This is a genomic window from Bacillus sp. 105MF (genome assembly GCF_000374885.1).
GTDB lineage: Bacteria > Bacillota > Bacilli > Bacillales > Bacillaceae_G > Bacillus_A > Bacillus_A pseudomycoides.
In genome coordinates this window covers 106,230-120,549 of sequence record NZ_KB895574.1, presented here as the reverse complement: position 1 = coordinate 120,549, position 14,320 = coordinate 106,230, and the positions used below count along the sequence as shown (strand labels likewise).

Sequence of the window (14,320 nt, the reverse complement as noted above, 5' to 3'; positions counted from 1 at the left end):
ATTTGAATAGTTGTCAACAATAATTTTATTTAAATATAGTAGATAAGGGGAACGATAAGTGGGAATTATCTATAGGAGGATAGGAAAAGATGTGGAGAAAAATAATTATTTTGATTGTTTGTGTTTGCTGCTTATGTGAAGCCGTGCCTACTGTTCAAGCTGAAACAAAAAATATACAAGTAGCTTTTATTCGTAACCATAATCTCTGGATAAAAATCGATGGGAACGAAAAACAAATAACAAAAGGAGAGTACATAACAAAGCCAAAATGGTCACATGATGGAAAATGGATCGCATACGCAAAGGGAGAGGAACAAAATCAGCTTGAATTGTACCGTGTTGCGGATAGAAAAAAAGTTGTTCCGTCTCAGACAGAAGCAACGAATTATCAATGGTCACCGGCAGAGAATATAATTGCATTTGAATTTACAAGCACGTTAAATACATTTGATGCAGAGAAGAAGAATGCAACGTTTGAAAATGTATCATCGGGTGTAGGAGACTATGCATGGTATCCAGACGGAAAGAAATTTCTTGTTTCGTCTGAGGCTCAGTTGCTTCCAACAGGTTGGACAGGAGCGCAGTTATATGAGGTACAAAAGGATGCAGGAATGAACCCGAATAAAATGAAACACCTGTATACATTACCGAGTATGCAGGAAGATTTCTTAGCTTATATTGCAAGTGATTTCAAGTGGTCTCCAAATCAAAAGTGGATTGCTTTTTTAGCTGTACCAACTGCTTCGTGGTCAGCTGATAGTAATACACTTTGTCTTTTGAAAGCGGACGGAAGTTATTTTGAAAAAGTAGATCAAATGTTATTAAACAGCCAATGGATACAATGGGCTCCATCGAAAAATATATTAGCTTATATTGAAGGAAGTGGAAGATTTGCGTTAGAGAATAAACATTTAAAAGTAAAGGAATTACCCGCTCTCCAGCAAGAAAAATTCACTCCAAAAGGATATGTTGATTGGGATTTTACATGGCAGGATAATGAACTTATTACTCTTTCAAGAGCGAAGGAAATGGAATGGTCGAACGAAGAAGAAAAAAGATCATTGCCTTCTTTATACCAAGTAAATATTCAATCAAATCGACAGCGTCAAATTACAACTCCTTCAAAAAAATATGGAGATTACAATCCACTTTATATAAAAAGTGAAAATCAGCTGACATGGATGCGCTCTGACCGTAAAAAGGCAGATATGTGGTTGGCGAATGGAGATGGATCGAAAGCGAAGAAATGGATTGAAAATATTGATGTCCCCCAGTGGTATTATGAAAAATGGAATTGGGAGGAAGTTATTTCTGTAAAAGAAGGTTAAAAAAGCTGCCTAGAATATTTTTTAGGCAGCTTTTTTATAGTTATTTGTGCGTTTTATTCGGCTTCTTTTTCCCAGGATTTCCATTCCCTTGGCGTTTTCTATTTTGCTCGTCTTTCGCTTGTTTTTCGTGTATTGTGTCTAAAAAATCATTTGAGTTACTCATTGATATATCCTCCTCAGAATTTCGTTTTATCTCTGTTACTATAACCATTTGAGAGGAGAATCATGAATTGGTATTCGGATTAAAAAATGTATAACTCTGTATAGATTTTTCAGCTTTCAAACATTTGTGAATCCCTCCCTAAATATATAAGAATTATAAAGTGAAACTTTAATCAGTGGGGGTTTTCTTCATCCCTCACTGATGATTATTAGCCCTCACCAATCGGGCTTTTACGGGCAGTTGATCCCCACCTAACTTCTTTGCTTTCACTGAATTTTGAGGTGGAGGTCTTACTGCCCGTTAATGCGGGATAAAAATGGTTTACATATTTTATTGTAATAATTGCTAATATGGGTGTCGGGTATTTTTTACAGCATCATTCATAATTGTGATTAAAAATAATGCAAAAGGAATATAGAAGAGAAAGGAGAAAAGATAGAAAGATATATTTATTTTCATAGAAAGGACTAAAACTATGAAACTTATTTTCATAAGGCATGGCGAGGGAACACATACAAAAGATTTACCTATGAGCTTGCAATTAGAGAATCCAGCTTTGACAAAAGAAGGCGAAAAACAAGCATTGTTACTTCAAAGTAGTTTACCACTACAAGAAAGCGATGTATTAATAGCGAGTCCTACGCTTCGAACATTACAAACTGCTGCGATATGGAGCTCACAAGTAGTTTGCCGCAAAATAACACATCCTTATATTTCTCCACGCATTTTCCCTTATCGTGAAGGAGCGAGAACATTGCCGTGTGACAGGTTGTTAGATACAAAGGTAATTCAAGAGTTATTTCCTAGTTTTTCTTTAAGAGAAAATACAAACGATATGTTATGGAATCAGGGGATAAATACGATTTCAGAGAAGGAATTTCAGAATATAGCAGATGAATTCATCGATTGGTGTTATACATTACATACAGAAAGAATTTGTATCGTTTCACACGATGGAACGATTACAGCATATAGGCAGTATTTACAAAATTTAGTTCTAACCAGAGAGGATTTTTTAGAAGAAACAGGTATATATAAAATGAACTTATGAATGGAGGTTTTTTATTTGAATATTGCGTTAGTAGTTGGCGATAATTCAGATTTAGAAGCACAATCGCTTCGAGCGACGCTTGAGTATTTTGGAGCAAGAGTTATTACATATTGGATTGGTCGACCGCGGGATTTGATGGATGTTCTTTCAGGGAAAAGTTTGTATGAAGATATAGATTATATTATCTTTTGCTTTCATGGTGAAGAAGGAGAATTTGTAATGGAAGAATTAGGGGAAGATGTATATGAGAAAGATGAGCTGAGAGGAAACTTTGGTGTAACTGAAATTAAACAATATGCAAAATTGCATAACAAGTATATTATCAATAGCGGGTGTACTTTAGGAGATCCAAAACTTGCGACAGCATTTTTAAATAGTGGTGTAAAAGCTTATATAGGCTCAACAGACTATGTGGATGGAAATGCAGCACTTATGTTTACAATGCGTTTATTTTACGGGCTTATTAATCATCAAAGAACAATAGATGATGCATTTCAAGATGCAAAATCATTAGATAACGGGACTCTTACATTTGAATTATATAGAGAATGAAACGTGCTTATCCGAATATAGGATAAGCACGTTTCACATTTACCGCATAATTTTTTTTGTGGAAAATAATGAAAATCATTATCAATTATGGTATGATATTTTCAAGTTTTTTGCAAGGAAATAAAAGCAACTATATAAATGTTAGTTTTTAACATTCTATGTAATTGTCACAATTTATTCATAATTAACATTTGAAAAATAAGTAACTAATGTTAAGATATTACCTGTAACTAACTTAATTACACCTTTAGGAGGAAGATATGGTTATTCAATTTTTAAGAGAAAACAAAGCAGTTTCTTTTGTGTTAGCGATTATCCGTGTTTATCTGGGATACACATGGTTGATGGCTGGAATCGGAAAGTTACAAGGAAAGGGATTTGATGCGACAGGTTATTTGCAGGGGGCTATTGAAAAGTCAAAAGGAGCACAACCAGCTGTTCAATCTTGGTGGGCAGCATTCTTACAAGACTTTGCAATTCCGAATGTTGATCTATTTAACACGCTTGTAACATGGGGAGAAATTCTAGTTGGAATAGGTTTAATTGTAGGTTGTTTAACGAAAACAGCTGTCTTTTTTGGTCTTGTAATGAACTTTTCCTATATGTTTAGTGGGTCTCTAGGTGTGAATCCACAAATGGTTATTTTATCTATGTTTGTTTTAGTTGCTGGCATGAATGCTGGAAAACTTGGAATTGATGGTTGGATTGGACCTAAATTACTAGGTTCAAAAACGCAAAAAAGACAGAGGCAAGCTGCTTAATATATGAAACGGGTATCTCAAAGGTGAGATACCCGTTTTTATTACTTTGTCGTTTCGGTTGGATTCTTTTCAAAGAATTCTTTTACATAGCCCATAAATTCTTTCGGTTCTTGGCGGAATGGGGCATGATAACCTTTTTCAATAATATGAAAGGCGCTGTTTTTTAAAAACTGATGATAAGATTCGCCTTCTTTCCATGATACACTACTATCATTTCTGCCCCAAATAATTAAAGTTGGAAGCTTGATTTCACTAGCATTAATCTTAAGGCGTCTAGGCCACATTTTCATTTGGTTATAATGTTCTGTATCATCACGTTTAAATTTCACTTTACTTTCATCATAATTTGTAATTGAAGAAACAGTATTTAAATCAGTTGATAACTGTGGCTTAGGTGAAGCATTTCTGTTCGTTAATGATACAGCTCCTGTAGCGTCCGTTAAAATGAGATGGGTAACTGCATTTGGATATAAGTATGTTAAATTAAGAGAAATTTCTCCACCCATAGAATGACCAAGCACTGCAAATGTATCATATCCTAATTTTTTCATTAACTTATAATAAAGATTGGCATGGTTAGGGAAAGAATATGGAAAATCCATCGGCTTGGAAGAATGGCCAAATCCTAAAACATCAACGGAGATAATCGTATGATCTTTTGCTAAGTCTGCATAAATATCGCTAAATCCGTTGGATGATCCACCAAATCCATGAAGCATAAGTAATGGTGGTTTCTTTTTCCCAATTTGTTTAAAGTAAATAGTTTGTCCATCTATTTCGACCATTTTTTCATCTGTTGTTAACTTTGTTTCAATTGTATTTTTCACCTGTTTTACTGTTTCTACTGGTTTTTCTGCCGCATTACAACCCACTAATAATGTAAGAGTAAGACAGCTTACTATATAAGATTTCATTCGTTTCAAGCATTTGACCCCTTTCTAACATAACGCTGCATCCATCATAGCAAATAAATGGTCACGATTTCCAGATAGGTGACTTCCATTTTTTATCATAAGGGGTGAAAGTAGTGTTTCTTGAAATCCTTTCGATTCCAAGTGTGCTCGAAATGTACATTGTGAATGTGGAACATCTATACGTACAGTTCCATTCCAACCTTTGCAAATGGATTGTAATAATTGGATTGCATCTCCCTCATTTTTTGCGATAAGAGGGGTAATGCACAGTACATCCCCTTTTTGGATACATAATGCAAAAGACTCTATCCTGTGGTTTCTTTCAATTTTAAATGTGAGTGCTGCTCTAGCTAGTAATATTGAATAATGGTTTGGACGATGCGTACCTGTTGCGGTTTTATCAAGCTTACTGAGAGAACTAAGATCATCTTGTATAATTTGCTTTAAATGAGAGAGATTCGTAGATGTATTTGTAACAAATTTTTCAAAGCGATGGATTGTTGTAATTGTCGTAAAGCCGTATTTTTGGTACAAGGGCACACCAGCATCTGTTGCGATGAGTATAACTGGGAGAGAAGTAGGCGCTTGTTGCACACAAAAATCGAGTAAAGAATGGCCAAGTCCTTGTTTTTGAAAGTTGGGGTGAACCATTAACATACCGATAGAAGAAAATCCAGATTCGGAAGGGAATACCCCACCAGTAGCAATCAGTTTTTCGTTCTGTGTATAGCCAAATAGACTTCCGATTGACAGGTACATTTCAAATTGCTTTCGCATAAATAATTGAGTCTGTAACCATCCAACAGCCTCGCAAAGAGAAATGAGCTGTGAAATACTAGAATTATTTAGTTTTTGTATTTGCATATTGAATCACCACATTTCTAATCTAGTAGAAATATTTTACCATGAAAAAAATGAATACATAGTCATAAACAGAGAGAATGTAAAGCAGTAATTTTTAATTTTGAAAAATCCATACTAGTTTCTTTTCATTTTGTAAAGGTGATAAAGCTTAATGATATAAGACAAAGATATACAAATTATAACTAAAATTTACATTACTTAACAAAATATTTACATATAACTAACTTTTCCTTAATAGTCTTCCTTTAAATTGGGTATAGGGAACTTAATAACGTATTAGGGGGACAAAAAAAGTGAAAAAGTTTATGAAGAAAGCATGGCCATTTGCAGTTGTCACATCGTTAGCACTTACTTCCGTAGTAACGTGGGGCGTAACACGTTCAGATGTAATTAAAGCGGATGGAAAAGCAAGTGATCCAAAAATTAAGAATGTAATTGTTTTAATTGGGGATGGCATGGGACCTTCGTATATGACTGCTCATCGTTATATGAAAGACAATCCAAAGACGTTTGAAATGGAATCGACAGAATTTGATAATCATCTTGTAGGAACACAAAAGACATATCCAGAAGATGAGCATCAAAATATTACAGATTCTGCATCAGCGGCAACAGCGATGTCAGCAGGTGTGAAAACATACAATGCAGCAATCGCGGTTGATAATGATCAGGCAGAAGTGAAAACAGTACTTGAACAAGCAAAAGAGCAAGGGAAATCAACAGGTTTAGTTGCAACTTCTGAAATTACACATGCAACGCCAGCTGCTTTTGGAGCGCATGATATAAGCCGTAAAAATATGGATGCAATTGCAAATGATTACTTTGATGAGAAAATTAATGGGAAACATAAAGTAGATGTTCTTCTTGGTGGTGGCGTGAATAACTTTGTAAGAAAAGATCGAAATCTTACAGAAGAATTTAAGAAGTCTGGTTATAGCTATGTAACAGATCGTGAGCAATTATTAAATGATAAAAGTGATCAAATTCTTGGTTTATTTGCACCAGGTGGCTTAGATAAAATGATCGATCGTAATGAAAAAACACCTTCGTTAGAAGAAATGACAAATGCAGCAATCAATCGTTTAAATAAAAACGATAAAGGTTTCTTTTTAATGGTAGAAGGTAGTCAAATTGACTGGGCTGGCCATGATAATGATGTAGTTGGTGCGATGAGTGAAATGGAAGACTTTGAGAAAGCATTTAAAGCAGCAATTGAATTTGCGAAAAAAGATAAACATACATTAGTGATTGCAACAGCTGACCATTCTACTGGTGGATTCTCTCTTGGTGTAAACGGTGAATATAACTTTAATGCAAATGCAATTAAAGCTGCGAAACGTACACCAGACTTTATGGCAAATGAAATTGCAAAAGGTGCAAATGTAGAAGAAACGTTGAAAAAATACATTGATTTACAATTAACAACAGAAGAAATTAAATCCGTGAATGACATTGCTCCATCAAAAGATGTAACGAAAATTGATAATGCGATTGAAGAAATCTTCAATAAACGTTCATTTACAGGCTGGACAACAGGTGGACATACGGGTGAAGATGTGAACGTATATGCATTTGGACCAGGTAAATATCTATTCTCTGGCGTTCAAGAAAATACAAATTTAGCAAAACGTGTCTTCGATATTGTTGGTGGCGGTGACCCTAATAAAGGTAGACGCTAATTGTGAAGGAAAGCGAGGCATTTCGCCTCGTTTTTTCTTTTTTGGAGGAATAAAGGATGCAAAATTTTGTTAAGAAAATAGGGGCTTCTGCTCTAGCTGGGTTATTATTAATGGGTTGTCAATTTCAGCAAGAAACGAAGCAGAAAGATATAGAAAAGAAAGAGGTAACGGTAAAACAAGAAACGAAGGTACATGTAACACCAGAAGAAGAGAAAGAAATTCGGAATGTAATAGAGACGTTTGTGCAGACGACAAACGAAAAAAATTTCGATCAACATATGGCTTTGTTTTCGGGTAAAATTGTTGGCGCCGAAGACTTACGAACACAAAAAGAAGCGGCGTTTCAACGAGAAAATAAGAGAATTGAGTTGAATCGTGTTCAAGTGAAAAGTTCAAAAGGCAATTTTGTCATTGTTGAAACAGAAGAAAAAGAAATAGATGGTGGAAGCTCTCTTCAGAAAAAGATCCGGTATGCGCTAGGAAAAGAAGATGAGCATTGGAAAATTGAAGAAGTCCGGACGGTAGAAAAGAAATAAAAAGGTTCTCTAATTAGGAGAACCTTTTATAATGGTAGTAAAATTTGATTTGAACATGCTTCAATCTCATCAATATCTTGGCGGATGGTTGCCATTTTATTATCAAGCTCTTCAGCTTTCATGGCAGCATCGTGGAGTTCATCTTTTAAATAATCGGGGATATTCCCCTCATATTTATAGTAGAGTTTATGCTCTAAACTTGCCCAGAAGTCCATAGCGAGTGTACGTAATTGAATTTCTGCAAAAACTTCTTTTGTACCAGAATTTAGCGCTAGTGGATACTTAATAATCATATGCAAACTTTTATAGCCGTTTTGCTTTGGATTAGCAATGTAATCTTTTACTTCTACAATTTCCATGTCTTCACGATTTTCAATGACTTGTTTTAAGTGATAAATATCTTCCACAAAGCAACATGTAATCCGGATGCCGATAATATCTTGCAAATGTGTTTGCGCATTTGCAATCGTTGGTGCTAAATTTTTGCGTTCGAGTTTTTTTACGATGCTTTCAGGCTGTTTCAATCTTGTTTTTATATGTTCAAACGGGTTGTAGTCCTCTAAGAATTGAGCTTCCCGGTTCATAATTTCGAATTTTGTTTTTAACTCTTCTAAAGCGAATGTATAAGGTAATACAAATGCTTTCCAATAGTTAACAGTTGATTGATTATATTTCATTTATATACACACCTTTTCATATTTGCAAATAAGGTTGCTTATTATACTAAATACCAAATCATATAAGCGCATGCTGCAAATGATGAGATCATAAAACGGTATTTTGCTTTCATTTGTTTTTAACTCCTTTCTAATTAGCTTTCATATATCAATAAATTGGATTGTTAATAAATTGATTATGTACAATTCTAATAGTAATGGATTGATGTGAATTTCGTATGAACTAATTGTTTCAGTTTTTTGTCTTTTTAGAATGATTGTTAAAAGGGTGAATTGACAAAAAGAATAATAGCATTCATTGTATAAATCGTAATCGTTACGTTTTAGTTGCGGTCTTTGGAGAAAAGGAGGTCTACATATGCGTGTAAACATTACATTAGCTTGTACAGAATGCGGTGATCGTAATTATATTACGAAGAAGAATAAGCGAAATAATCCGGAGCGTATTGAACTGAAAAAATATTGTCCACGATTAAAGCGAGTAACATTGCATCGTGAAACGAAGTAAAACAGCTAGAGAAATCTTGCTGTTTTTTTATGCATTTCTATTCTTAAGTAGGTACAGACACAAACAACCCCCCGCCCACATACATATAGTAAAGACCACTATTTTGGCGGAGGTGAAGGGTTTGAGTCTATTCGCCGCAATTGGATACATGATTCGCGAAGTGTTTGTATTTGTTTCTTATGTTAAAAACAATGCGTTCCCACAGCCATTGTCATCAGACGATGAAAAGAAGTACTTAGAGCTGATGGAGCAAGGTGATGCTCATGCGAGAAATCTTTTAATTGAACATAATTTACGGCTTGTGGCTCATATTGTTAAGAAATTTGAAAACACAGGTGAGGATTCGGAAGATTTAATTTCTATCGGAACGATTGGGCTCATTAAGGCAATTGAGAGTTATTCAGCGGGGAAAGGAACGAAGCTGGCGACATATGCAGCTCGTTGTATTGAAAATGAAATTTTAATGCATTTGCGTGTACTGAAGAAAACAAAAAAAGATGTTTCACTTCATGACCCGATTGGACAGGACAAGGAAGGAAATGAAATATCACTTATCGATATTTTAAAATCCGAATCCGAAGATGTAATTGATATGATCCAGCTTAGCATGGAATTAGAAAAAATTAAGGAATATATCGATATTTTAGATGAACGAGAGAAAGAAGTGATTGTAAAAAGGTTTGGACTTGGTCTTGATAAAGAAAAAACGCAGCGAGAAATTGCGAAAGCGCTAGGCATTTCAAGAAGTTACGTGTCCCGGATTGAGAAGCGAGCGCTGATGAAAATGTTTCATGAATTTGTTCGTGCGGAGAAGGAAAAGAAGGGAAAAGCGTAAAGGTGTGTGGTACGGTTGCAGCTCGAGTGCAGCCGTTTTTTCTTTTGATGAAAAGGGAATAAAACAAGAAACTCTAAGAAGAAATATACGTTCACTGTTGAAAATGACGGGTTCTATCTGTAATATTAGAAGGTGCTAACGAATTTAAGAATGAAATAGTACTTGTTTTTTCTTTTTATATGACTGGCTCGATGCATGATAAGTGAATATAAAAACCACTTTCTGATATAGAAAGAAAAGAAGGGAAAGCTAAACTTAATTGTTACATTAAGACTTATTAGGAGGTTTCGCGGTTTGCGACGTACATTATATCGATTCATGATCGAACTTACAAACGGGCGTTTTACTTCTCATATATTACGTAAATTTGCACAGTCTCGCTTAAGTTCCATTATTATTTCATCTTATGCAAAAGCATTTCAATTGAATCAGGATGAGATGGAGAAGGACTTAAAGGAATACCAGACGCTGCATGAATTATTTACACGTAAGTTGAAAGAAGGAAAACGAGAAATAGATGCAGCGGCATCAAGTATTGTTAGTCCTGTTGATGGGGTATCTGCTGATCATGGCCCTATTGAAGAAACGAAAACATTTGATATTAAAGGCAAGCGGTATTCGCTTGTGGATATGCTAGGTAATGAAGAGCGAGCAAGACGCTATGCCGGCGGTACATATATGGTTATTTATTTAAGTCCAAGTCATTATCATCGCATTCATAGCCCGCTCTCAGGTGCTGTGACAGAGAGATTTGTACTTGGAAGAAAATCATATCCAGTAAACGCAGCAGGAATGAAATATGGAAAAGAACCATTGTCAAAGAACTATCGTTCTGTCACAGAGGTCGATAGTGAAGGACAACATATGGCGCTTGTAAAAGTAGGAGCTATGTTTGTAAATAGTATTGAGCTTCTTCATGAAAGAAATACTGTTCAAAAAGGTGAAGAGATGGCATACTTTACATTTGGTTCAACAGTCGTGTTACTGTTTGAAAAAGGAATGGTTGAAGTTGTTTCAACATTAACGAGTGGCCAAGAACTTCGCGTTGGTGAAAAAATCGCAACGCGCTTATCTAATGGTAACGGGCAGTAAAAGTTTTATCACAAACTTGTGAGGACACCAAGAAGTTAGATGGACTTATGTGATGAGTGAAAAGTTCCCACGGATGGAAGTTTCATTTTATAAAAGAGCCATCTTGAGGATGGCTCTTTTTACAGGCGAAGCAGTAATCTATATGTACTCAAGACGATTTGACAAGCTTGTCCTCTAATGATCGCCGGATGATTTCTTGTTTTATAAGTAAAATGAAGTCAGGATTTAATTTTAGTTCTTTTGCTTTATAATAAGACTCAGTGAGTAACTCAGTAGATAACTGTTCCATATGTTTCGTTTTCAAGGTGAGTCACCTCCGATAATAAGGATAGGTTCTTTGTTGCATCTACTGTATCAAAAAATTATGATAGTCACAAACGACTGGTTATCCACATATCACCGTGGATAAGGTGTGTGTGAGTTGTTGATAAATTTCGAATTAACTGAAATATTAATGTGGAAAATGTGTACAATGTTATCCACAAGCTCGCTATCGAAAAATGTTGTCGAAAAATTTTAAGAAAACTCCTCAAAGAGGTGAAAGAAATTGAAATTATTTTTACCTAATGAATACGTAAAAAACGTATATCATGTTCAACCGGAAGATTTAAAAAAACGCGGGATCAAAGGTATTATTACTGATTTAGATAATACTTTAATTGAATGGGATCGCCCGAATGCAACGCCTAAGCTTGAGCAATGGTTTTTAAAAATGAAAGAGCAAGGCATTCAAGTAACGGTCGTTTCAAATAATAATGAGCAACGTGTAAAGGATTTTGCAGATCCACTTGGCATTCCTTTTATCCATAGCGCACGTAAACCATTTGTTCGTGCTTTTAAACGTGCGATACAAGAAATGAATTTAAAAGCGGATGAAGTAGTTGTTATTGGGGACCAATTGTTAACGGATGTATTAGGCGGGAATCGCGTTGGTTTATATACAATTTTAGTCGTGCCAGTGGCACAAACAGATGGACTAGTAACGCGCTTTAATCGAAAAATTGAACGAAGAATTATGAGCAATATGAAGAAAAAAGGTTTAATTAACTGGGAGGAATAAAGTTTGACTGAAACAATTAAATGTATTGGTTGCGGTGTAGAAATTCAAACAGAAAATAAAAATGGGGTTGGATATGCACCAACTTCATCTTTAGAAAAAGAACAGGTGATTTGTCAACGTTGTTTCCGTTTAAAGAACTATAATGAAATTCAAGATGTGTCTTTAACAGATGATGATTTCTTGCGCATTTTAAATGGAATTGGACAATCAGACGCGCTTGTTGTCAAAATTGTAGATATTTTTGACTTCAATGGTAGTTGGTTACCAGGCTTACATCGTTTTGTAGGGAACAACAAAGTATTGCTTGTTGGAAACAAATCGGATTTAATTCCAAAGTCAGTAAAGCATGATAAAGTAAAACATTGGATGCGTTATAGTGCAAAGCAACTGGGCTTAAAACCAGAAGATGTCTTTTTAATTAGTGCAGCAAAAGGACAAGGTATTCGCGAGCTTGCTGAGGCGATTGAACAGTACCGCGGTGGTAAGGATGTATACGTTGTAGGGTGTACAAATGTTGGGAAATCTACATTTATTAATCGCATGATTAAAGAATTTAGTGAAGAAACTGAGAATGTGATTACAACGTCTCATTTTCCAGGAACAACACTTGATTTAATTGACATTCCATTAGATGAAACATCTTCTTTATATGATACACCAGGTATTATTAATCACCACCAAATGGCACATTACGTTGGAAAGCAAAGCTTAAAACTTATTACACCAACGAAGGAAATTAAGCCAATGGTATTCCAATTAAACGAAGAACAAACATTATTCTTCGGGGGATTAGCACGTTTTGATTATATTAGTGGTGGTCGTCGTGCGTTCACTTGTCATTTATCAAATCGTCTACCAATTCATCGTACAAAACTTGAAAAAGCAGATGAATTGTATGAAAAACATGCTGGGGAGTTATTAAATCCACCAACTCCAGAAGAACTAGAAAATCTGCCTGGGCTTGTGAAATATGAATTTAATATTCGTGAGCCCAAAACAGATGTTGTATTCTCTGGATTAGGATGGGTGACTGTAAATGAGCCAGGTGCAAAAATCGTTGCTCATGTACCAAAAGGAGTTAGTGTTTCATTACGTAAATCTTTAATTTAATATGGAGAGGGATTTATGAAACAATTATATGGTGTAATCGGGAATCCAATTGGACATTCATTGTCACCGCTCATGCATAACGATGCATTTGAACACTTGAATATAGATGCTCATTATCATGCGTTTCTTGTAGAAGAAGAAACATTAGGGGAAGCAGTGAAAGGGTTAAAGGCGTTAGGAGTTTCAGGATTTAATGTCACGACTCCACATAAAGTTTCAATTATGAAATACTTGGATGAAATTGATCCGTTAGCAAAGCAAATTGGTGCTGTGAATACGGTGGTTCATAGAGATGGAAAACTAATTGGTTATAATACAGATGGAATTGGTTATGTTCGTTCATTACAATCGATTAGTAAAGAGCCGCTTTATCAAAAGCGTATTTTATTACTCGGTGCAGGTGGAGCGTGCCGTGCTATCTATTTTTCGCTTGCAGACGCAGGTGTAAAGGAAATTGATATTGCCAATCGAACAGTGGAAAAGGCAAATCATCTTCTCTCTGGATGCCAAGCAAAGATTACATCGCAAGCTCTTTCATTAGAGCAAGCAACTGAAGAACAAGGGAATTATGATATTATCATTCATACAACAACGATAGGAATGCATCCGCATATCCAAAATACACCGTTGCAAATTCAATCTTTGAAACAAGGGACGATTGTCTCGGATATTATTTATAATCCATTTGAGACAAAGCTTCTGCAAGATGCGAAAGCTAAAGGAGCGATCGTACAGAATGGAATAGATATGTTTGTTTATCAAGGAGCACTTGCATTTGAATTGTGGACAGGGCGTATGCCGAATATCGAAAAAATGAAACAATTAGTAATGAGAAAGCTTGGAGGCTAACTATATGTTAACAGGAAAACAAAAAAGATTTTTACGTGCAAAAGCACATCACTTAACACCGATTTTTCAAGTTGGAAAAGGTGGCGTAAATGAAAATATGGTAAAACAAATTGCAGAGGCGTTAGAAGCTCGTGAGTTATTCAAAGTGAGCGTACTACAAAACTGTGAATTTGATCGTCGTGAAGTTGCAGAAGAATTGGCTAAAGGTGCGAGAGCTGAAATTGTCCAAGTAATTGGAAGCACAATTGTTTTATATAAAGAATCAAGAGAAAATAAACAAATCAAACTTCCATAATAGCAAGTTTACTGTGCTCAGGATGTGTATATGTCGTTTCCATAGC

Annotated in this window: 18 protein-coding genes; 13 read left to right on the top strand and 5 right to left on the bottom strand. The window is 35.3% G+C overall.

The window, feature by feature from the left end:
* Nucleotides 1–89: 89 nt before the first annotated feature.
* On the top strand, nt 90–1,328 hold the full coding sequence (locus C564_RS0115025; protein WP_018765870.1) for a TolB family protein: 1,239 nt from the start codon (nt 90–92) through the stop codon (nt 1,326–1,328).
* A 40-nt stretch (nt 1,329–1,368) separates the two neighbouring features.
* Here C564_RS0115025 and C564_RS0115020 read toward each other — a convergent pair whose 3' ends face one another.
* On the bottom strand, nt 1,369–1,491 hold the full coding sequence (locus C564_RS0115020; protein WP_003200562.1) for a DUF4023 domain-containing protein: 123 nt from the start codon (nt 1,489–1,491) through the stop codon (nt 1,369–1,371).
* A 475-nt stretch (nt 1,492–1,966) separates the two neighbouring features.
* Here C564_RS0115020 and C564_RS0115015 point away from each other — a divergent pair, with 475 nt between their 5' ends.
* The 3 genes from C564_RS0115015 (at nt 1,967) to C564_RS0115005 (ending at nt 3,855) form a co-directional block, all read left to right on the top strand.
* Nucleotides 1,967–2,542, top strand: a complete 576-nt coding sequence (locus tag C564_RS0115015; protein ID WP_018765869.1) for a histidine phosphatase family protein — start codon at nt 1,967–1,969, stop codon at nt 2,540–2,542.
* The gene (locus C564_RS0115010) at nt 2,543–3,094 is read left to right on the top strand and encodes a delta-aminolevulinic acid dehydratase (protein ID WP_033794815.1); all 552 of its coding nucleotides are present in this window, start codon (nt 2,543–2,545) and stop codon (nt 3,092–3,094) included.
* A 260-nt stretch (nt 3,095–3,354) separates the two neighbouring features.
* On the top strand, nt 3,355–3,855 hold the full coding sequence (locus C564_RS0115005) for a DoxX family protein (RefSeq protein ID WP_003208549.1): 501 nt from the start codon (nt 3,355–3,357) through the stop codon (nt 3,853–3,855).
* Nucleotides 3,856–3,896: 41 nt separating this feature from the next.
* Here the strand turns inward: C564_RS0115005 and C564_RS0115000 are convergent, their stop codons facing one another.
* Nucleotides 3,897–4,769 carry an alpha/beta fold hydrolase gene (locus C564_RS0115000; protein WP_371388594.1) on the bottom strand — a complete coding sequence of 291 codons (873 nt, stop codon included), beginning with the start codon at nt 4,767–4,769 and terminating at the stop codon, nt 3,897–3,899.
* A gap of 24 nt (nt 4,770–4,793) precedes the next feature.
* Complete coding sequence (locus C564_RS0114995) at nt 4,794–5,633, bottom strand: GNAT family N-acetyltransferase (RefSeq protein WP_018765866.1); 840 nt, start codon at nt 5,631–5,633, stop codon at nt 4,794–4,796.
* A 293-nt stretch (nt 5,634–5,926) separates the two neighbouring features.
* On the opposite strand from C564_RS0114995, the gene C564_RS0114990 reads away from it, so the two are divergent.
* Both C564_RS0114990 and C564_RS0114985 read left to right on the top strand, forming a co-directional pair.
* A complete protein-coding gene (locus C564_RS0114990; RefSeq protein WP_003200574.1) occupies nt 5,927–7,312 on the top strand; it encodes an alkaline phosphatase in 1,386 nt (461 codons plus the stop codon).
* A gap of 56 nt (nt 7,313–7,368) precedes the next feature.
* Nucleotides 7,369–7,848 (top strand): hypothetical protein, encoded by a 480-nt coding sequence (locus C564_RS0114985; RefSeq protein ID WP_006095975.1) that lies wholly within the window; start codon nt 7,369–7,371, stop codon nt 7,846–7,848.
* Nucleotides 7,849–7,874: 26 nt separating this feature from the next.
* Here C564_RS0114985 and C564_RS0114980 read toward each other — a convergent pair whose 3' ends face one another.
* Nucleotides 7,875–8,525 carry a GTP pyrophosphokinase gene (locus tag C564_RS0114980; protein WP_003200578.1) on the bottom strand — a complete coding sequence of 217 codons (651 nt, stop codon included), beginning with the start codon at nt 8,523–8,525 and terminating at the stop codon, nt 7,875–7,877.
* Between the two features lie 358 nt (nt 8,526–8,883).
* Between C564_RS0114980 and rpmG the strand changes: the two genes are divergently transcribed.
* The 3 genes from rpmG (at nt 8,884) to C564_RS0114965 (ending at nt 10,960) form a co-directional block, all read left to right on the top strand.
* The gene (rpmG, locus tag C564_RS0114975; RefSeq protein WP_001265619.1) at nt 8,884–9,033 is read left to right on the top strand and encodes a 50S ribosomal protein L33; all 150 of its coding nucleotides are present in this window, start codon (nt 8,884–8,886) and stop codon (nt 9,031–9,033) included.
* Nucleotides 9,034–9,154: 121 nt separating this feature from the next.
* On the top strand, nt 9,155–9,868 hold the full coding sequence (gene sigK / locus C564_RS0114970; RefSeq protein WP_018765865.1) for an RNA polymerase sporulation sigma factor SigK: 714 nt from the start codon (nt 9,155–9,157) through the stop codon (nt 9,866–9,868).
* A gap of 294 nt (nt 9,869–10,162) precedes the next feature.
* Nucleotides 10,163–10,960 carry a phosphatidylserine decarboxylase gene (locus tag C564_RS0114965; RefSeq protein WP_018765864.1) on the top strand — a complete coding sequence of 266 codons (798 nt, stop codon included), beginning with the start codon at nt 10,163–10,165 and terminating at the stop codon, nt 10,958–10,960.
* 148 nt (nt 10,961–11,108) lie between these two features.
* Here C564_RS0114965 and C564_RS0114960 read toward each other — a convergent pair whose 3' ends face one another.
* Nucleotides 11,109–11,264 (bottom strand): sporulation histidine kinase inhibitor Sda, encoded by a 156-nt coding sequence (locus tag C564_RS0114960; protein WP_000850094.1) that lies wholly within the window; start codon nt 11,262–11,264, stop codon nt 11,109–11,111.
* A 243-nt stretch (nt 11,265–11,507) separates the two neighbouring features.
* Between C564_RS0114960 and C564_RS0114955 the strand changes: the two genes are divergently transcribed.
* From C564_RS0114955 to yhbY, 4 genes are read left to right on the top strand one after another with little or no spacing between them, the layout of a single operon-like run.
* Entirely contained in the window at nt 11,508–12,020 is a 513-nt protein-coding gene (locus C564_RS0114955; RefSeq protein WP_003200585.1) for a YqeG family HAD IIIA-type phosphatase, read from the top strand.
* A gap of 3 nt (nt 12,021–12,023) precedes the next feature.
* Nucleotides 12,024–13,130, top strand: coding sequence for a ribosome biogenesis GTPase YqeH (gene yqeH, locus C564_RS0114950; RefSeq protein ID WP_018765863.1), 1,107 nt, complete (start codon nt 12,024–12,026; stop codon nt 13,128–13,130).
* Nucleotides 13,131–13,145: 15 nt separating this feature from the next.
* Complete coding sequence (gene aroE / locus C564_RS0114945; RefSeq protein WP_018765862.1) at nt 13,146–13,979, top strand: shikimate dehydrogenase; 834 nt, start codon at nt 13,146–13,148, stop codon at nt 13,977–13,979.
* Nucleotides 13,980–13,983: 4 nt separating this feature from the next.
* Nucleotides 13,984–14,274: a ribosome assembly RNA-binding protein YhbY gene (gene yhbY / locus C564_RS0114940; RefSeq protein ID WP_003200592.1), complete on the top strand. Its 291-nt coding sequence runs from the start codon at nt 13,984–13,986 to the stop codon at nt 14,272–14,274.
* Nucleotides 14,275–14,320: the final 46 nt, after the last annotated feature.